Here is a 17579-nt window from a genome sequence, read left to right on the forward strand (position 1 = left end):
ACCGACGCGATCCGCCTACGGCGCGCGAGCGACGACGCCGAACGTCTCCGTCCGCGTCGATTCGGAGACGACCTCGAAGCCGGCCGCCTCCAGCGCTTCGACCGCGTCGATGGCGGCGAACCGCTCGTCGACCGGCGGGCCGTGTTCGCCGTCGCCGTCGGCGGTCCAGTCGAAGACCACGAGGAGCCCGCCGGAGCGGATCGTTCGCGCGAGCTCCGCGATCGACGCGTCGCTCGCGAACTCGTGGTACGTCATCGTCGACACGGCACCGTCGAGCTCGTCGTCGGCGAACGGGAGGTCAGCCACGTCGCTCGCGACGAGGTCGACGTTCTCCGGCACGCCCTTCTCGCGGTACAAGTCGTGCATCTCCGCCTGCACGTCGACGCCGTACACCGTCTCGACGTGCGGGGCGACGCCGTCGGTATAAAAGCCGGTGCCGCTCCCCAAGTCGGCGACGACATCGAGGCCGGCCGAGACGAGCGGCCCGATCAGCTCTTCGGCCGACACCCATCGGTATCGGTCGGGACGCTCCAGCCGCTCCGCCTGCTCGGCGTCGAACGTGTGGAAACCCATATCCAGTATTGCACGCCGAACGCTAAAACGCGTCCGATCGGTCGACGGCGGGTCGGCCCGCGGCCGCGCGGTTCGTCGCGCCGGCGGCGCTCACAATCGCCGCGGGCCTCACCACTCCGCGTCGAGCGCGTCGATCAGTCGGTCGACCTCGGCCTCGGTGGAGACGGCGTGGACGGAGGCGCGGATCGCGTTCGGATGCGGCAGCGACCGCACGACGATGTCCCGCTCCGCGAGGCGCTCCACGGTCGCGTCGGGGTCGTCGACGTCGATCGTGACGAGCCCGCTCTCGAACTCGCGGGGGCTCAGGAGTCGGTCCGCGGGGACGCCCGCCTTGAGCCGGTCGGTGAGCGACGCGATCCGGGACTCGATCGCGTCGAGGCCGACCGCGTCGATCGCGTCGAGCGCCTCGGCGAGGCCGACGTGGGCGGCGGCGGTCGTCGAGCCGATCTCGAAGCGCTTCGCGCCCTCCTTGAACTCGATCTCAGACGCGCTCGGGTCGTCGACGCTGCGGTAGCCGACGGCGCGCGGCGCCAGGTCCGCGGCGGCGTCGCGGTCGACGTAGAGGAAGCCGGCGCCCCACGGGCCGAGGACCCACTTGTGGCCCGCGGCGGCGACCGCGTCGGCGCCCCACGCCGACACGTCCATAGGGCCCTGTCCGGGCGACTGGACGGCGTCGACGAGGGTGAACGCGCCGGCCTCGTTCGCGACCTCGACGAGGTCGGCGACCGGGAGCCGCGTCCCGTGCGTCCACGTGATCGCGCTGAAGCAGACGAGCCGCGCGTCGGCGACCGCCTCGGCGTACTCCTCGCGGTCGACGCGACCGTCTTCGGTCTCCAGGACGCGGACCTCGACGCCCTCGCGTTCGAGCCGCTTCCACGGGAGGATCCCGGCCGGGTGCTCCAGGTCGGTCCGGACGACGACGTCGCCGGGCTCCCAGTCGATCGCGCCCGCGATGCGATTGATCCCGTCGGTCGTGCTCTCCGTGAGGGCGATCTCGGCCGGCTCGGCCCCGACGAACGCGGCGATCCGCTCGCGCACCGACTCGTACGTCTCGAAGGCGTGACCGTACGGGTCGGTCGCCGCGGAGCCGTACTCGTGGTCGGCGATGAACCCGGACGCGGCCTCGACGACGTACTTCGGGCTCGGCCCGTGCGCGCCGAAGTTGAAGTACGCCGCCTCCCCGAGCGCCGGCACGTCGGCGCGCAGCTCTCGGGGCGTCATCCCGTCGTCTCGGGTCAGCATCTCGCCGTCGGGTTCGGCCATTCAGGCGGTGTGCTCCGTGATCGCGTCGGTCAGGGCGTCCTCGTTTTGCGCGCCGACCATGCGGTCGGCGAGCTCGCCGCCGGCGAACACGAGCAGCGTCGGGATGCCCTGCACGCCGTACTCGGCCGCGAGCGACTGGTGGACGTCGACGTCGACCTTCACGACGGCGGCGTCGGTCTCCGCGGCGACCGACTCCACGGCGGGCTCCATCATCCGACACGGACCGCACCAGTCGGCGTAGAAGTCGACGAGGACCACGTCGTGGTCGGCGACCAGGTCGTCGAACTCGTCGGGACTGGACAGCTGAATCGGTTCCGCGGGAACGGACTCGGTTGAACTCATACTCTCCAGTACGCCGCCAGCGGTGATAATAGTTTTGGGTATTCCGTACAATATCGTGTGGGCGAGTGTCACCGGGCGGACCGGTCCGGAGGCGCGACGGTCGACAGCCATTAGGCGGTGACGCGTCCTCGTTGCACTCGATGACCGACGCGAGCCCGACCGACGCGACGTCAACCGACGCCGAGCGCCGGGCGCGGCCGCACCGCGCGCGGCTGCTCGCGACGCTGCGCGTCCAGTACCCCGACGCGCTCGCCGACCGCGGCTACCGGCTCCTCCACCCGGAGACGGGGGATCGCTACACCGGCGACCGGCGACACCTGGTCGCGGCCTGCCGGTCGGTCGCCAATTTCGCGCTCGGCGCCCTCGCGGACGGCCCGGACTGGTGCGTCCCGGCGGCCGAACACGGTCTGGCGTTCCTGCGCGAGGCTCACCGAAGCGACGACGGCGGCTACCGGCTCGTCGTCACGGCCGACGGCGACCCGATCGACCGCACGCGGTCGGCGTACGGCCACGCGTTCGTCCTGCTGGCGTACGCCCGCGCCGCGGACGCCGGGATCGACGGCGCCCGCGAGGGGATCGCGGCGACGCACGCGCTGATCGAGGAACGGTTCCGCGACGACGCCGGGCTGCTCCGGAGCGACTGCGACGCCGAGTGGACCGAGGTAGAGCCGTACCGCGGCCAGAACGCGAACATGCACGCCTGCGAGGCGTACCTCGCCGCGTACGAGGCGACGGGCGAGGACCGGTACCTCGATCGAGCGCGCCGCATCGCCGAGGCGATCGCGGTCGATCTCGCGAGCGAGACGAGAGGCCTTCTCTGGGAGCATTACACCCCCGAGTGGGAGCATGATTTCGGGTACAACGCCGACGAGCCCCGCCATCAGTTCCGCCCGCCGGGGTATCAGCCGGGCCACCACGCTGAGTGGGCGAAGCTCCTCGCGCTCCTCGACCGGTACGACGCGGAGGAGCCCGCGGCATCGATCGACGGCGCCGACATCGACTGGTACGACCGCGCCCGCGAGCTGTTCGACGTCGCCGTCGACCGCGGCTGGGCGGAGAACGGGTTCGTCTACACGCACGCGGCCGACGGCTCCCCGCTCGTCGAGGACCGGTACGGCTGGGCGCTCGCGGAGGCGATCGGGGCGGCCGCGGCGCTCGCGGAGCGGGCGGCGACGCGCGGCGACGCCGACGCGGCCGAGCGGTTCCGACGCTGGCACCGCCGATTCGCGGTTCGGACGGACCTGTACCGCGGGCCGGCCGGCGTCTGGTACGAGAAGCGGCTCCCGTCGGACGCCGAGGGGGACCTCGTCGCGCCGGAGCCGCCGGGCGTCGAGCCCGACTACCACCCCGCGGGCGCGTTCTTCGAGAGCTGGCGGTCGGTCCGACGGACGCCGTAAGGCGTCGGTCCCGAGCGTTCGCGCGTCGGTTCCGTTACGCCGACGGCGCGGCGTCGCGGCCCCCGCGGACCGCGACCGCGCCGTGGTAGAGGATGATGGCGCAGACGAACAGCGCCGAGCCGACCAGCAGGACGAAGCTGACTCGGTCGAGGACCGGCATCGCCAGCCACGCCGAGACCTCGCCGAGCGCGACGGCGAGGCTCGCGATCAGGAGCATGAGCCCGAAGTAGATCGTCACGTCGTCCTCGTCCACGTACGCGGTCGCGCCGGAGCCGATCCGCGCGCCGAGCGCGCTCCCGAGCAGCAGCGCGGTGACGATGCCGAGGTCGATGACCCCCGCCCGCCCGTAGGTGAACGCGCCGACGCCCCCCGACATCAGCCCGCCGAACAGGCTGGTCCCGACCGCCGCCGCCAGCGAGGTGCCGATCAGGTAGTAGATGGCCGGCATCCGGACGAAGCCGCCGCCGACCCCGAGGAACCCGGAGATCAGGCCGACGCCGCCGCCGACGCCGGAGATTGTCCACAGCGACGCCTCGCTCCCGTCCGCGAGCGTCATCATCGGCGGGATGTTGTACGACTTGATCTTCCGGGCGATCTCGGGGACGTCGTCCTCGGGCGCGTCGTCGGCCGGGGTCCCGCTTTCTCCGTCCGGCTCGTCTCCCGCCGCGTCCGGCTCGTCGCTCAGCGCGCTCCGCGTGAAGAGGATCCCGATGGCCGCGAGCAGGATGACGTACGCGACGCCGACGACGACGCCCGCGATCCCGAGCACCTCCAGTCCGAACACCAGGCGACTGCCGAGCTCGATGCCGACCGTGATCCCGACGAACATCAGCGCGCCGAGCCGGTAGTCCACCTGCCCGGCGTCGTGGTGTTTCAGCGTCGCTATCACTGCCGTCCCGAACACGAACGCCATCGAGCTCCCGATGGCGACCGGCGCGGGGTATCCGAGGATGAGCAGCGCGGGCGTCACGAGGAACGACCCGCCCATCCCGAAGAAGCCGAAGAACACCCCGACCATGAACCCGAAGACGACGAACAGCGCGAAGAGGTCGGCGCTCAGTCCGAGAAGCTCGAACATCTATATCCGCCGTATCCGTTTAAATACGGTCGACGCAAGCTTGTCCTCGAGCACCCCGTAGACGGCGTACAGAAGTGCCGCCTCGACGAGGACGAGACCGATCACGGCGAGCGCCGCGATCGTGGGGGACGCGCCGGGGAGCAGCTCCGTGCCCGTCATCGGCTCTCCGCTCTGCGTCCGGCGTCTGCGCCCGGCGATCGCGTCGGATACGTCTCTGTGTACGTCTCTTTCATATACCGTCCGTAGCGTGCGTGTGCTGATAATGGTTTTGGGATTGACGTACAATACTATATCCGCATGACGGACGGAACACTGCCGATAACTTCCGCGTACGTTATGCCGCCCGACGACTCGGATCTCGCATCGGCGGAAGACGACCGCAGTCGAACCCCTCGCGACGCGTGCACACCGGTCAGTCAGTGTCGTCAGTGCGTCTCCAGTAGACACGGTGATCCGGCAGCAAAGGCGATGTCGCGGCGGTCGCGAGGGAAACGGGCGATGTTGCGGCGGTCGCGAGGGAAACGGGCGATGTCGCGGCGCGCGGGTGACGGGCTACTCGGTCGGCTCCGTGTCCGTGTACCGGTCCGGCAGATACGGGGTCAGCGCCGCCGGCACCAGCGGGATCACGAGCGCGGCGAGCTCCGCGAGGTGCCGCCGGAGGAGGGTGTACACGGCGGCGACGAGCAGGGTCCCGGCCACGATCAGCCGGAGGGGCCCGTTGAGCAGGTAGAGGAGCGGGAGCGCCAGCCCGACGGAGAGCGCGAGGTCCTCTGCGGCGCCGTCGTACCTGATCCCGCGACGCGGCGCGACCCAGCGCTTCCGGTAGTGGTCGTACACCGCGCGGTCGGAGTTCCCCTCCCAGGGACGCAGCTCCAGCCCGCCGCCGTACATGTCGGAGACGCTGTGGAGCGCCGCCCCGAGGAAGAACAGGGCCGCGGCGACGGTCACCGCGGAGGGGGTCACGAGGGCGGCGACGAGTGAGACGCCGGCGAACGCGGAGTAGTAGTTGGGGTAGTGGAGGGTCTTCCGGTGGCCGACGTACATGTCGAGGTCGGGGAAGAGCCCGCCGAGGAACCCCGCGACGAACCCGACGGTCGCCAGTTCCGGCGCCACGCGCACGAGCGGCGCGGCGAGCAGCATCCCGGCGAGCACATGGGTCGGGAGCATCATCGTGGTGGAACGAAAGCGACAGAAATATTTGAACGTGTCGGCCGGACCGGCGGCGATCGGTCGAGCGATCCGCCCGGAGGTGGCCCGAAACCCCGAAACACTCCGGATCAGATGTCTCGACGCTCGAACAGCGCCTGCGAGAGGATGAGCAGGCCGACGAACGCGACGAGCAGGATCGCCGAGTCGATCGGCTCGAACGACCCGTCGATCAGGATCGGCGTCGGCTCGTAGTACTGCGTCGGGCTCAGGTACTGTATCCAGTCGTATCCCTCGGCACCGCCGACGACGGACTCGACGAGGTAGAGGACGAACACGGTGCCGACGGCGCCACGCTCGGCGACCGCCGCCCGGTCGACGGCGACCGAGAACGCGAGGCCGACCCCTGCACAGACGAGGAGGTACGGGACCGAAAGCAGGTGCGTGAGCAACAGGTGATCGAGTGGGACCGTCTCCCCGACGGCGACGACGAACAGGTAGATGATCGGGCCGCCGAGGGCGTTGACGGCGATCATGGGGACGAGCAGCGCGGCGAACTTCTCGACGAGCAGCCGGGACCGCGAGACGGGGAACGACAGGAGGAGGTCCATCCGCTCCGTCTCGACGTCTCGCGCGACGACGCCGCCGGCGACGTACGCGAAGTACAGCCCCAGCCCGAGCAGCCAGACGAAGTTGAACACCTGCGCGCCGAGGAACCCCTCGATCGTCGACAGGCTCTCGATGCCGAACGCCTCCAGCATCGCCGGCGGCAGGTCCTCGAAGACGTCCTCGTAGTCGACCCCTTCCAGCACGGTGAAGTACCAGACGATGAACCCGGCGTACGCCCCGACGCCGGCCGTGAGGACCGCGGCGCCGCGGAGCCGCCGTCTCCCCTCGTACCGAGCCGTCTCAAGCATTCGTCGCCCCCGCTCCGTCGCTCACGCCGACTCCGCTTTCGTTTGCCGTCTCCTCGCTTCCGTCCCCCTCGTCTCCCGTCTCCTCGCTTCCGTCCCCCTCGTCTCCCGTCTCCTCGCTTCCGTCCCCCTCGTCTCCCGTCTCCTCGCTTCCGTAGTAGTGCGCGAACACGTCCTCGATCGGGGGTTCGCCGATCTCCACGTCGCGGACGTCGTGGGCTGCGAGCTCGCGGAGGAGCGCGTTGACGTCGCCGGCGTAGATGAACTGGACGCCCTCGACGAATCGCTCCGGGTCGACGACGCCGTCGAGGTCGGCTATCGCCGCGACCGCCGCGTCGCTCGCGTGAACGCGCACGTGCTTCCCGCTCCGGTGGAGGAGCGCCTCGACGTCCTCGAGCTCCACGAGCGACCCGGCGCGGAGGATGCCGACGCGGTCGCAGACGCGTCGGACCTCGCTCAACACGTGTGAGGAGAAGAACACGGTCGTGCCGCGCTCGCGCTCGTCGCGGACGAACTCGTTGAACGCCTCCTGTTTGAGCGGGTCGAGCCCGCCGGTCGGCTCGTCCATGATCACGAGGTCGGGGTCGTGCATGAACGCCTGCACCAGTCCGAGCATCCGCTTGTTCCCGGTCGAGTACTCGCGTACCGGTCGCTCTATCGGCGGGGTGAAAAGATCTAGCAGCTCCTCGCGGCGACGCTCGCCCTTCATCGCGCCGTGGTAGTCGAGCACCGTCTCGCCGGTCGCCTCCTCGTCGAACCCGAGGTGCGCCGGGAGGTACCCGATCCGGCCCTTGATATCGGTCAGCGCGTCCTCGTCGCGGATGTCGGCGCCGAGCACCCTCGCCGTCCCCGAAGTGGGCTTCAACAGCCCGAGCAGCAACCGTATCGTCGTCGACTTCCCCGCGCCGTTGGGCCCGAGGAACCCGAACACCTCGCCCTCGTCGACGGCGAACGACACGTCGTCGTTCGCGACCACGCTTCCGAACTCCTTCGTGAGCCCCTCGACGACGAGGGGGCGGTCGGTCTCACCGGACATAGAACCACCACGCCCCGGCGGCGACGAGGAGCAGGAGGACGATCAGCACGGCGGACTCGATGGGGACCTCGCCGCCGGACGACTCGACGACCGAGGCGGCGACCGTCGCGGTGTCGCCGGTGACGCGGACCCCGTCGGGATCGGTGTAGCTGATCTCGACGCTGGCCGGATACCGGCTCGCCGGCGCCTCGCCGTCGACCGCGAGGTCGAACGCGACCCGCCCCGTCTCTCCGGGCGCCAGCGACGGGACCACGGTGGTTCGGAACTCGCTCTCCAGCGGCTGGTCGACGGCGAGACGCAGCTCGACGTCGCGGAGCTCGACGTCGCGGCGGTTCGTCACGTCGAGCCGCAACACGCCGTCCTCGCCGGCCGCGAATTCGGCGTCGACCGGGGACACCGTCACCGCGTCCCGGCGCTCGGCGACGGGAACCCGAACCGCCTCGCGGGTCGTGCGGACGGTGTCGGCGGCGCTCCGGTAGCTCGTCGAGAGGACCACCTGCTGGGGGACCGAGTCGGCGCCCGCCGGGACCTCGCCGCGGAACCGGAAGGCGGCGCTCTCGTCGGCGTCGAGGTCGCCGACGGCGTACCGCGGACTGCGGGGGGCGAACGCCCCGTCGCCGACCGCGAGGACGACCCCGTCGACGTCGCTCGGCCCGTCGTTGCGGATCGTCCCGCTGACGGTCCCGTTCTCGCCGACGCGGAGCGTGGAGTCGTCGACCGCGACCGAGAAGGACTGCTCCGCGCGCGGTCGGAGCCCGACCGGGATCCCCTCGTGAGCGCCGCGGATGCCGTCGACGTCCGTGTACCGAACGCTGCCGGTGAGGCCGAACGACTCCGCGGCGGCGTCCGCGTCGACGCTCGCCGGGAACCTGACCGTCGCGTTCTCGCCGGGGTCGAGCCGGTCGATCCGCGCGGTGTTCCGCTCAGTCTCGCCGAGCGCGACGTCGGGACTGTTCGCGGCGAGTTCGACGGAAAGGTCGCGTGCGGGCTCCCCGCCGACGTTGGTCACGTTCGCGGCGAGCGTCCCGGAGTCGCCGACTTGGACGTCCGTGTCGACCGTCCGCATCGCGAACCGGGGCGCGTCGTCCACGGTCACCCCGATCGACTCGGTCAGCGTCCGCGATCGGTCCTGGACGACCCCGCTCCGCGGCGCCGAGAGGAACGTGTGCGAGTACTCGAGCCGCACGTCGAGCGAGTACCGTCCCGGCTTCGCGTCGGCCGGGACCCTGACCGAGACGGGGACCTCCCGGACCGCGCCCTCGCCGATCGATCCGACGGCGAACCGGCCCGTCTCGACGACGAGGGGCGAGCCGTCGTTTCGAACGTCGATCACGACGCTCCGGGCGGTCGTGACGGTGGCTCGCCGGGCGCCCGACCCCGCTTCCACGTCGCCGTCGTTCGCGATCTGCACCGAGAGGTCCGTCGTCGTCCCCGGGGACACCGTCGAGTCCGGGACGTACACGTCCAGTTCGGGCTCGCCGCGCACGAACGGCGGCTCCTCTTGGGCGACGGCGAGGCCGGCGAGCGTCCCGACGAGGAGGGCGACGACGGCGACGACGGCGAGGACCCGGAGGGGTTGTCGGGACATTCACGCCCCCGACCCGGCGGCCGCAGTGCGTCTGTCGGCCGACCGCACCGACCACGCGCGGGAGTGATGGTCGCGTGTCATGTGTGGAACTCCGCTCGCCGATCATATATGTTTACGTGTGGCGGTGGTATCGGCCCGGCGGCGGCCGGTACGGGGGGCTTATTTCGCTGGAACAGCGTGTCGAGGTATGCTCATGACGCCGGGACCGACCGCGGTCCCCGAACCCGTCCGCGACGCGATGAGCCGCGAGCTGATCAACCCCGACGTGGACCCGGAGTTCCAGCGGATATACGACCGGCTCACGGACCGGCTGGAGACCGTGTACGGTGTCGAGTCGAGCGCAACGAGCGAGGCCGACGGAACTCCGGAGGCGCTCTCCCGCGACGTCGTCGTCCCCGGCGGGGAGGGGATCCTCGGGTTGGAGGCCGCGATCGCCTCGCTCGTCGAGCCCGGCACCGAAGTGCTCTGCCTGTCGAACGGGCTCTACGGCGACGGGTTCTCCGACTTCGTCGAGTCGTACGGCGGCGAGGCGACGCTGGTCTCGGCAGAGTACGACGAGCCGCTCCCGCTCGCGGAGCTGGAGTCGACCCTCGCCGACGGCGGCTTCGACGTCGCGACGCTGGTCCACTGCGAGACCCCCACGGGGACGCTCAACGACCTCGGCCCCGCGCTGGACCTGCTGGAGGGGGCCGACGGCGAGATCGTCACCGTCGTCGACGCGGTCTCCTCGCTCGGCGGGGTCCGAGTACCTACCGAGCGGATCGACGTCTGTCTGGGCGCGTCCCAGAAGTGCTTCAGCGCGCCGCCGGGACTCACCACGGCCGCGATCAGCGAGCGCGCGTGGGCGGCGATGGACGAGCGCGACCCGCACTCGCTGTACACGAACTTCCTCCCGTGGCGCGACACGTCGGAGGGATTCCCGTACACCCACCTCACGACCGAGATCGTCGCGCTCGACGCGGCGCTGGAGATGTGGCTGGAGGAGGGGCTCGACGCGGTTCGGGACCGACACCGGGCGGCCGCGGCGCGGTGTCGCGAGCGCGGGGCGGAGCTGGGGTTAGAGCCGTATCCGGAGCCGGAACGCAGCTCGCCGACGGTGACCGCCTTTTATACGCCCGGGCGGGCCGAGGAGCTGCAGGAGCGACTGCGCCAGGAGCGCGACGTGCTCGTCGCGACGGGGTTGGGCGAGTTGGCCGGGGACATCCTGCGCGTCGGGCACATGGGACACAACGCGCGGGTCGAGCGCGTGGACGAGACGATGGACGCGCTGGAAGACGTCTTATAAACCGGACGCGGAGTAGTCGAGGGAATCTCCGGGAATTCGGTGAGCCGGCATCGTTGACGCTCTTCGAAGGCGTCACGCTCTGGTCCGATTCCAATCAGCACGGCCAAAATATATGCCAGTGCACCTGTCAGTGCAGATCGAACATGCAGCGAGTAGCCCTCCTCGGCGGCGGTTTGCTTATCGTCGGCCTCAGTATCGTCCTCGCGCAGCTGGTTACCTTCCCCGCCATGCTGTTCGGGGGGTGTACAGACGTCGGTGTTCCGGATGGTGAGGGGCAGGGAATCGGCGTCCTCGGCGTGGCGGACGGGAACCTCCTGTACACGCCCGACGGGGTGAACGAATGCAGTATTCCGCTCCCGGCGGTCGGTATCCCGGCCGGACTGATCGCCGTCGGAATCGGCTCGATCCTATCCCAGAGGGTGACAAGGAACTGAGCGGGACTTCGATTAAAAGGGATCGCGTGCTTTCCGGACGGAGTAGCGCCCTTATTTATATACCGTCCCCGCCGGTCGCTCCGTCGTTCCTCCGCGGTTCCGCCTCCGGAACGCCCTTGCCGCCGCCCCGACCAGTTGGGAGTGAACATGAATCATCGCACGCTCGGGAGCGTCGGCGAGGTCAGCGAGGTCGGCTACGGCTCCTGGCAGATCGGGAGCGACTGGGGCGACGTGAGCGAGTCTGAGGCCGTCGCGGCCGTCGAGACCGCCCGCGACGCCGGGATCGACTTCTTCGACACCGCGGACGTCTACGGCGACGGGCGCTCGGAGCAGATCCTCGGCGACGTGCTCGGAGACGACATCGCGCGCGGCGACGTCGCGGTCGCGACGAAGGCCGGCCGCCGGCTCGACCCCCACGTCGCCGACGGGTACACCGAGGCGAACCTCCGCCGGTTCGTGAATCGGTCGCGGGAGAACCTCGGCGTCGAGACGCTGGACCTGGTCCAGCTCCACTGCCCGCCCACGGACGTCTACTACCGGCCGGAGACGTTCGACGCGCTCGCGACCCTCGCGGACGAGGGGCGGATCGCGGCGTACGGCGTCAGCGTCGAGCGCGTGGAGGAGGGACTGAAGGCGATCGAATATCCGGGCGTCGAGTCGGTCCAGATCATCTTCAACCCCTTCCGCCAGCGCCCGGCGGAGCTGTTCCTCGACGAGGCCGCCGCCCGCGACGTGGGCGTGATCTGCCGGGTACCGCTCGCGTCCGGCCTGCTGACCGGCGCGCTCTCGCGCGACGACGAGTTCCCGGAGAACGACCACCGCAACTACAACCGCGACGGCGACGCCTTCGACGTGGGCGAGACGTTCGCGGGCGTCCCCTTCGAGGCCGGCCTCGACGCGGCCGACGCGCTCGCGGACCGCGTCGACGCGGTCGCCGACGACCCGACCGACGCGACCGGCGACGACCTCTCGCTCGCGGGGTTCTCGCTCCGATGGATCCTCGACCACGACGCCGTTTCGGCCGTCATTCCGGGGTCGACGACGCCCGAGCACATCCGGTCGAACGCGGCCGTCAGCGACCGCCCGCCGCTCGGCGACGACGCGCACGAGGCGGCCCGCGAGGTGTACGACGAGTTCGTCCGCGAGCACGTCCACCACCGCTGGTAGCGAGCCGGGCCGGCGACGGAACGTGCCGCTTTTCTCCCGAGCCGGGCCACGTCGAGGTAACCCGTGAACGCCGACCCCGGAGCCGGCGGCGAGGACGAGCGCGAGACGCCGAGCGACGACTCCGTCCCCGACGACGAGCGCGAGGCGCTCGTGACGATCGCTCACGGCGCGGTGGTCACGTCCGGGGGCGTCTCCGGCCAGCGGGCGCTGACGGCGGCGACCGAGTTCGTCCTCGCGCGGGGGCTCGGCCCGACGGCGTACGGCGTCTACGCGCTCGCGTGGCGGATCGCGCAGCTCCTGTCGCGGCTCGTCACCTTCGGGAGCGTGCCGGCGCTCCAGCGGTACCTCCCCGAGTACGCGGACGACCCGGCCCGGCGGGGGACCGTCGCCGGGCTCGCGTACGCGACGACGCTCGGCTTCGGCGCCGCTATCGCCGCGGGGGTCTGGCTCGCGGCCCCGCGTATCAACGACCTCACCGTCGAGGAGGCGGCCTTCCCGGGCGCGATGCGGGCGTTCGGCTTCCTCGTCGGGCTCCTCGGCGTCGTGATGGTCGCGTCGGCGATCTTCCGCGCCGTCGGCTCCGCCCGCGGCGAGATCGCCTTCAACAAGCTGCTCCGGCCGGGCGTCCGGCTCGTCGCCGCGGTCGCGGCGCTCGCTGCCGGCTACTCGATCGGCGGCGTCGCCGTCGGGATCGTCGCCGCGACCGCGCTGCTCGCGGCGGTCGCCGTCCCGCTCGCCGCGCGGGTGACCGGGGTCGTCCCGTCGCTACGCGGCGCCCGGCGGGAGGCGCGGCGCTTCTACGACCACGCGGCGCCGGTCGCGATGAGCAGCCTCGGGAAGGTGTTCCAGAACCGCGTTGACGTGCTGCTCGTGGGGGCGCTCCTGACCGCGACGGCCGCGGGGGTGTACAACGTCGTGCTCGTGCTGATCGCGATCGCGTGGATCCCGCTCATGTCCTTCAACCAGCTCCTCCCGCCCGTCGCCTCCGACCTGTACGCGAACGACCGGACCGCGACGCTGAACGCGGTCTACACCTCTGTGACGCGCCAGATCGTCACGGCGGTCGTCCCGATCCTCGTCGTCCTCGCCGTCTACGGCCGGGAGCTGCTCGGGCTGTTCGGCGACCCGTACGTCGCGGGGTACCTCCCGCTCGTCGTCTACCTCGGCGGGGTGTTCGTCGGCAGCGCGGTCGGCGCGACCGGCTGGCTCCTGATGATGACCGACCACCAGTACGCCCGGATGGCGCTCGACTGGCTGCTCGCGGTCCTCAACGTCGCGCTGACGTACGCGTTCGTCGTCCGCTTTGGGCTCGTCGGCGCCGCGCTCGGCACGTCGCTCGCGATCGCCGGCCAGAACGGGATACAGGTGCTGCTGCTGCGTCGGTTCGAGGGGCTGTGGCCGTTCGACCGCACCTTCCTCACCCCGCTCGCGGCTGGGGTTGCGGCCCTCCTCGTCGCGCGGGCGGTCCGCGCGGTCGTCCCAGGTCTGGCCGCGGTCGTCGTCGGGGGCGTATTGGGGCTCGCGACGTACGCGGCGGCGCTCCGCCGCCTCGGCGTCGACCCCCGAGACCGGCTCGTCGCGAGCCACCTGGCGGGCCGGTACCGCGCGGCGCTCGCGCGACGGCTCGACCGGTAGGCCGGTTTCGCGCACCGCCGAACGTCGACCGTTTAATATTCGACCGGCGTGTACGGCCTTCCATGGAAACGATCGAGCGCGGGTCGGCCGGCTCGGCCCGCGTCGCGATCGTCGGCGGGATCCACGGCGACGAGCCCGCCGGCGAGCGGATCGTCAGGCGGCTCGCCGACGAACTTGACGAGGACGGGCCTGGGAGCGGGAGCGTTCGGCTGATCGTCGCCAACGAGCGAGCGCTGGCGGCCGGGACGCGGTACACGGACGCAGACCTGAACCGCGTCTTCCCGGGCGACCCCGACAGCGACGACTACGAGCGGACGCTCGCGCCGCGGCTCGCGGCCGAACTGGAGGGGATGGACGCGGTGCTCGCGCTCCACACCTCCCACAGCGCCCCGCCGCCGTTCGCCATCTACAGCGACCCGACCGAGTCGGTTCGCCGCAGCGTGACCGGGATGCCCGTGGAGTACGTCGTCGACTCCAGCGAGCTGCGGTCGACGACGCTCGACTCCGTCGTCCCACACACCGTCTCGATAGAGGTCGGCAGACAGGGGAGCGAGGAGGCGGTCGAGTTCGGCCACGAGGCCTGTCTGGCGTTCCTCCGGGCGCACGGCGCGATCGACGACGAGCCGCCGACGTTCACCGAGACGACGGTCGTCGCGGGCGACGAGGAGGTGCCGAAGGGGGGCGGCGAGCCGCACGTCCACTTCGCCAACTTCGAGGCGATCCCGCCGGGGTCGGTGTTCGCCGAGGACGACGTGTACACCCACCGCGTCGAGGAGGAAGGGCTCGTCCCGATCCTCGCGAGCGAGGAGGGGTACGAGGAGATATTCGGCATCTACGGCCGCGTGCGGGGGCTCATGGATCCGCCGGCGTCGGCGGGTGACGGGGCTGTCGGCGGGGAGGAGTCGGCGGAGGAGGAGTCGGCAGAGGAGACGGCGGAGTAGCCCGAACTCACTTCGCGGTCGGCGTGACGTCGCCGACGGCGTCCATCACCTGCATCGCGGCGCTGGCGGCCAGCCCGCGGGCGACCTCGTCGGTGTCGGCGTCGGCGATCCCGGCCTCGAGCTCGTCGGGGTCCGGCGTGAAGCCGGCCGAGACGGGGTGCCCGGCGGGCGGATTGACCGCGACGGTCGCCTGCGGGCCGTTCGCGCCGACCGACAGCTCCGAGCCGACGGCGTAGCTGTTCGGAAGATACGATTCGGTTCGAGAGACGATTCCGGCGACCGCGCGCCGGAGGCGCCGTTCCTGGTCGGGGGAGAGGTCGACGGCCGCGGGCTCGCCCGCGTTCGTCACACCCGGTGCCCCGGCGTACGGGTTGTTGCCGTTCATCGAAGACACGTTGGGTACGCGGAGACGGTTCAAAAAGGCGTCGGCGGGGGCGATCCACGGTCGGGACCCGTCGCTGCGGTCCGCGGATCCCGGTTCGCAGCGAGCCTCGACGGCTACAGTATCGGCTCCGACTCGCCGTACGCGGCGATCACGACTGCGGTCGTGTACCGGTCCGGCGCCGAGGCCGTCGTCTCAACGTGCACCTCGCGGTCGGGCAGGTCCCAGTCGCGCAGCTCCCCGCCGGCGTCGAGCCCGGCCTCGATGCGCTCGCGGACGTCCTCGGGGTCCTCGCCGGTCACCTCGTAGAAGAGGCCGGGACCGGGACCGGTCGCCCAGCCGAGACCGGCGGCCACGTCCGGGCGGCGTCGGGGTGCGCGCTTCGACTCGGCGTCCTCCGCGCCGGCGCGGCCGCCCTCGCGGAAGTCCACCTCGTCGTCCGGGCCGACGGTGCGGCGCGCCTCGACCACGGTGAGCCGGTTGCCGGCGGGGCCGAGGTCGGGGACCACCTCGACCGCCTCGACGGTCGCCTCTGCGGGGACCACGGAGGAGACCGCGACGAGGTTGTAGTTGTGGAGGTTCGCGTCCGCGAGCGCGGCGTCGTAGGAGGCCATCGCCGTGTCGGCGACCCCGACGCCGCCGGCGACGTGGATGGTGTTCATTACGTCCGGATCGTCGGCCCCCGCGCTAAGGGGTTACGAAGCAGTCGTCTCCTGACCCGCCGTCAACGTGGATGTTTATAAATAACAGCGGTGGCGCGCCTGCGAGCGGCCGCCACCGGCGGCCGCGAGCCAGCCCGCGAGGGAGTCGGACCGGCGCGGCCGCGCCGGTCCGACGAGGCTGGGGAGGGGTGAGGTGCGGTGCTGTGCGGTCGGGTGGGATTCAAAGGGGCAGTCGTGAGGACGGCGCAGGCGACCCAAGCACTGGAGGGAGTGAGCGAAGCGAACGACCGAAGCGCGCAGCGAGCGTGCGCCGTCCTCGCGGCTGGGGCTTTGGACGTGTTTGCCGTCGAGTCGGTATCGGTCGTTTATAAACGAGCGGCTGGGGCGTTAGAGGCGTTTAACACCGCTCAACCGCCAGAAATCCCGCAGAACTCGAAACCGACTGCCGGTCCGTAGTCTCAGTACTGGTAGTTGATGACCTGCTCTTCGGTCTGCTCCGCGTCCTGGAGCTTGTCGCGGGCCGCCTCGAAGTCCTCGAGCGTGACCTCCGTGCGGCCGTCGCGGATCGCGAACATGCCGGCCTCGGTCGCCAGCGAGGCGATGTCGGCCCCGCTGTACCCCTCTAAGTCCGACGCGACCTCGGAGAGGTCCGTCCCCTCGGCGACGTTCATGTCCTGCGTGTGGATCTCGAGGATGCGGGCGCGCCCCTCGGCGTCGGGCTCGGGCACCTCGATGAGGCGGTCGAACCGGCCGGGGCGGAGGATCGCCTCGTCGAGCATGTCGAAGCGGTTGGTCGCGGCCATGATCCGGACCTCGCCGCGGTCGTCGAAGCCGTCCATCTCGGAGAGCAGCTGCATCATCGTCCGCTGGACCTCCGCGTCGCCCGAGGTCTTCGAGTCCGTCCGCTTGGCGGCGACGGCGTCGATCTCGTCGATGAAGATGACGGCGGGCTCGCGCTCGGCGGCGAGCTCGAACAGGTCGCGGACGAGCCGCGACCCCTCGCCGATGAACTTCCGGACGAGCTCGGAGCCGGCCATCTTGATGAACGTCGCGTCGGACTCGTTGGCGACGGCCTTCGCGAGCATCGTCTTCCCCGTCCCCGGCGGGCCGTGGAGCAGGACGCCGCTCGGCGGCTCGACGCCGACGGCCTCGAACTGCTCGGGGTTCTCTAGGGGGTCCTCGACGGCCTCGCGGACCTCGCGGATCTGGTCGTCGATGCCGCCGATGTCGGCGTACTCGACGTCGGGCGACTCGGTGACCTCCATCGCCTGCGCCCGTGAGTCGGTCTCGTCGTCGAGCACCTGCTGGACCGCGAAGGAGTCGTTGATCGCGACGCGGTCGCCGGGGCGGAGGTCCTCGTCGAGCCGGGTGGCCGCCTGCGTCAGCACCTCCTGGTTGTTGCCGTGCTGTTTGATGACGACGCCGTCGTCGGTGATCTCCTCGACCGACGCGATGTACAGCGAGGAGGTCTTCAGCACCTCGTTCTCGCGTTTCAGCTCGTCGACGTCGGCCTTCAGCTCGCCGCGGCGACCCTGCGCGTCGTCAAGCCGCTGCTCCAGCTCTTCGTTCACCTGCAGGATCCGCCGGTAGTGCTGGCGGATCGCTTCGAGCCGCTCCGTCTCGCTCATCTCCGGATCGAGCTCCAGACGGGGGCGGTCGGGCAGTGAGGGGCTATGAGACATTCGTTGCTGGTTGGTATGGAGCGCGCGTAAATGTGCCTTTGGGTCACGGTGGTC

At 70.9% G+C, this 17579-nt stretch carries 18 protein-coding genes; 6 read left to right on the forward strand and 12 right to left on the reverse strand.

Going from position 1 to position 17579, the window contains the following annotated elements:
* Window positions 1-15: 15 nt before the first annotated feature.
* The 3 genes from B4V06_RS02400 to trxA form a co-directional block, all read right to left on the reverse strand.
* Window positions 16-573 (reverse strand): class I SAM-dependent methyltransferase, encoded by a 558-nt coding sequence (locus B4V06_RS02400; RefSeq protein WP_498167166.1) that lies wholly within the window; start codon window positions 571-573, stop codon window positions 16-18.
* A 108-nt stretch (window positions 574-681) separates the two neighbouring features.
* The gene (locus tag B4V06_RS02405) at window positions 682-1836 is read right to left on the reverse strand and encodes an aminotransferase class V-fold PLP-dependent enzyme (protein WP_255212476.1); all 1155 of its coding nucleotides are present in this window, start codon (window positions 1834-1836) and stop codon (window positions 682-684) included.
* On the reverse strand, window positions 1837-2178 hold the full coding sequence (gene trxA, locus B4V06_RS02410) for a thioredoxin (RefSeq protein ID WP_123113089.1): 342 nt from the start codon (window positions 2176-2178) through the stop codon (window positions 1837-1839).
* A 140-nt stretch (window positions 2179-2318) separates the two neighbouring features.
* Here trxA and B4V06_RS02415 point away from each other — a divergent pair, with 140 nt between their 5' ends.
* On the forward strand, window positions 2319-3575 hold the full coding sequence (locus B4V06_RS02415) for an AGE family epimerase/isomerase (protein ID WP_123113088.1): 1257 nt from the start codon (window positions 2319-2321) through the stop codon (window positions 3573-3575).
* 34 nt (window positions 3576-3609) lie between these two features.
* Here the strand turns inward: B4V06_RS02415 and B4V06_RS02420 are convergent, their stop codons facing one another.
* The 6 genes from B4V06_RS02420 to B4V06_RS02445 all read right to left on the reverse strand — a co-directional run bounded on the left by B4V06_RS02420 (window position 3610) and on the right by B4V06_RS02445 (window position 9337).
* Window positions 3610-4653, reverse strand: coding sequence for a sulfite exporter TauE/SafE family protein (locus B4V06_RS02420; RefSeq protein WP_123113087.1), 1044 nt, complete (start codon window positions 4651-4653; stop codon window positions 3610-3612).
* Window positions 4654-4812: a DUF7512 family protein gene (locus B4V06_RS02425; protein WP_176329391.1), complete on the reverse strand. Its 159-nt coding sequence runs from the start codon at window positions 4810-4812 to the stop codon at window positions 4654-4656.
* 393 nt (window positions 4813-5205) lie between these two features.
* Window positions 5206-5823, reverse strand: a complete 618-nt coding sequence (locus tag B4V06_RS02430; protein WP_123113086.1) for a metal-dependent hydrolase — start codon at window positions 5821-5823, stop codon at window positions 5206-5208.
* A 107-nt stretch (window positions 5824-5930) separates the two neighbouring features.
* Entirely contained in the window at window positions 5931-6716 is a 786-nt protein-coding gene (locus B4V06_RS02435; RefSeq protein WP_123113085.1) for a DUF2705 family protein, read from the reverse strand.
* Window positions 6709-7749, reverse strand: coding sequence for an ATP-binding cassette domain-containing protein (locus B4V06_RS02440; protein ID WP_498167172.1), 1041 nt, complete (start codon window positions 7747-7749; stop codon window positions 6709-6711). Before B4V06_RS02440 ends, B4V06_RS02435 begins: the two co-directional genes overlap by 8 nt.
* Window positions 7739-9337 carry a COG1361 S-layer family protein gene (locus tag B4V06_RS02445; protein ID WP_498167174.1) on the reverse strand — a complete coding sequence of 533 codons (1599 nt, stop codon included), beginning with the start codon at window positions 9335-9337 and terminating at the stop codon, window positions 7739-7741. Before B4V06_RS02445 ends, B4V06_RS02440 begins: the two co-directional genes overlap by 11 nt.
* A 187-nt stretch (window positions 9338-9524) precedes the next feature.
* Here B4V06_RS02445 and B4V06_RS02450 point away from each other — a divergent pair, with 187 nt between their 5' ends.
* From B4V06_RS02450 to B4V06_RS02470, 5 genes are all read left to right on the forward strand, one after another.
* Window positions 9525-10622, forward strand: a complete 1098-nt coding sequence (locus tag B4V06_RS02450; RefSeq protein ID WP_498167177.1) for a pyridoxal-phosphate-dependent aminotransferase family protein — start codon at window positions 9525-9527, stop codon at window positions 10620-10622.
* A 143-nt stretch (window positions 10623-10765) separates the two neighbouring features.
* Window positions 10766-11056, forward strand: a complete 291-nt coding sequence (locus tag B4V06_RS02455; RefSeq protein ID WP_123113081.1) for a hypothetical protein — start codon at window positions 10766-10768, stop codon at window positions 11054-11056.
* A gap of 147 nt (window positions 11057-11203) precedes the next feature.
* On the forward strand, window positions 11204-12223 hold the full coding sequence (locus B4V06_RS02460) for an aldo/keto reductase (protein WP_498167180.1): 1020 nt from the start codon (window positions 11204-11206) through the stop codon (window positions 12221-12223).
* Between the two features lie 63 nt (window positions 12224-12286).
* Entirely contained in the window at window positions 12287-13858 is a 1572-nt protein-coding gene (locus tag B4V06_RS02465; RefSeq protein ID WP_498167183.1) for a lipopolysaccharide biosynthesis protein, read from the forward strand.
* 62 nt (window positions 13859-13920) lie between these two features.
* On the forward strand, window positions 13921-14799 hold the full coding sequence (locus B4V06_RS02470; protein ID WP_498167186.1) for a M14 family metallopeptidase: 879 nt from the start codon (window positions 13921-13923) through the stop codon (window positions 14797-14799).
* A 7-nt stretch (window positions 14800-14806) separates the two neighbouring features.
* Here the strand turns inward: B4V06_RS02470 and B4V06_RS02475 are convergent, their stop codons facing one another.
* From B4V06_RS02475 to pan2, 3 genes are all read right to left on the reverse strand, one after another.
* A complete protein-coding gene (locus B4V06_RS02475) occupies window positions 14807-15184 on the reverse strand; it encodes a DUF5811 family protein (RefSeq protein ID WP_008007407.1) in 378 nt (125 codons plus the stop codon).
* A 113-nt stretch (window positions 15185-15297) separates the two neighbouring features.
* Window positions 15298-15843 carry a pyruvoyl-dependent arginine decarboxylase gene (locus B4V06_RS02480; protein WP_123113077.1) on the reverse strand — a complete coding sequence of 182 codons (546 nt, stop codon included), beginning with the start codon at window positions 15841-15843 and terminating at the stop codon, window positions 15298-15300.
* Between the two features lie 458 nt (window positions 15844-16301).
* A complete protein-coding gene (gene pan2, locus B4V06_RS02485) occupies window positions 16302-17525 on the reverse strand; it encodes a proteasome-activating nucleotidase Pan2 (RefSeq protein WP_498167190.1) in 1224 nt (407 codons plus the stop codon).
* Between the last annotated feature and the right edge of the window lie 54 nt (window positions 17526-17579).

Source organism: Halorubrum sp. B53 (genome assembly GCF_059752395.1).

What these genes read in the sequence shown, in the direction of transcription:
- B4V06_RS02400 (WP_498167166.1), bottom strand. Translation starts at nt 573, where the DNA reads ATGGGTTTCCACACGTTCGACGCCGAGCAGGCGGAGCGGCTGGAGCGT.
- B4V06_RS02405 (WP_255212476.1), bottom strand. Translation starts at nt 1,836, where the DNA reads ATGGCCGAACCCGACGGCGAGATGCTGACCCGAGACGACGGGATGACG.
- trxA (WP_123113089.1), bottom strand. Translation starts at nt 2,178, where the DNA reads ATGAGTTCAACCGAGTCCGTTCCCGCGGAACCGATTCAGCTGTCCAGT.
- B4V06_RS02415 (WP_123113088.1), top strand. Translation starts at nt 2,319, where the DNA reads ATGACCGACGCGAGCCCGACCGACGCGACGTCAACCGACGCCGAGCGC.
- B4V06_RS02420 (WP_123113087.1), bottom strand. Translation starts at nt 4,653, where the DNA reads ATGTTCGAGCTTCTCGGACTGAGCGCCGACCTCTTCGCGCTGTTCGTC.
- B4V06_RS02425 (WP_176329391.1), bottom strand. Translation starts at nt 4,812, where the DNA reads ATGACGGGCACGGAGCTGCTCCCCGGCGCGTCCCCCACGATCGCGGCG.
- B4V06_RS02430 (WP_123113086.1), bottom strand. Translation starts at nt 5,823, where the DNA reads ATGATGCTCCCGACCCATGTGCTCGCCGGGATGCTGCTCGCCGCGCCG.
- B4V06_RS02435 (WP_123113085.1), bottom strand. Translation starts at nt 6,716, where the DNA reads ATGCTTGAGACGGCTCGGTACGAGGGGAGACGGCGGCTCCGCGGCGCC.
- B4V06_RS02440 (WP_498167172.1), bottom strand. Translation starts at nt 7,749, where the DNA reads ATGTCCGGTGAGACCGACCGCCCCCTCGTCGTCGAGGGGCTCACGAAG.
- B4V06_RS02445 (WP_498167174.1), bottom strand. Translation starts at nt 9,337, where the DNA reads ATGTCCCGACAACCCCTCCGGGTCCTCGCCGTCGTCGCCGTCGTCGCC.
- B4V06_RS02450 (WP_498167177.1), top strand. Translation starts at nt 9,525, where the DNA reads ATGCTCATGACGCCGGGACCGACCGCGGTCCCCGAACCCGTCCGCGAC.
- B4V06_RS02455 (WP_123113081.1), top strand. Translation starts at nt 10,766, where the DNA reads ATGCAGCGAGTAGCCCTCCTCGGCGGCGGTTTGCTTATCGTCGGCCTC.
- B4V06_RS02460 (WP_498167180.1), top strand. Translation starts at nt 11,204, where the DNA reads ATGAATCATCGCACGCTCGGGAGCGTCGGCGAGGTCAGCGAGGTCGGC.
- B4V06_RS02470 (WP_498167186.1), top strand. Translation starts at nt 13,921, where the DNA reads ATGGAAACGATCGAGCGCGGGTCGGCCGGCTCGGCCCGCGTCGCGATC.
- B4V06_RS02475 (WP_008007407.1), bottom strand. Translation starts at nt 15,184, where the DNA reads ATGAACGGCAACAACCCGTACGCCGGGGCACCGGGTGTGACGAACGCG.
- B4V06_RS02480 (WP_123113077.1), bottom strand. Translation starts at nt 15,843, where the DNA reads ATGAACACCATCCACGTCGCCGGCGGCGTCGGGGTCGCCGACACGGCG.
- pan2 (WP_498167190.1), bottom strand. Translation starts at nt 17,525, where the DNA reads ATGTCTCATAGCCCCTCACTGCCCGACCGCCCCCGTCTGGAGCTCGAT.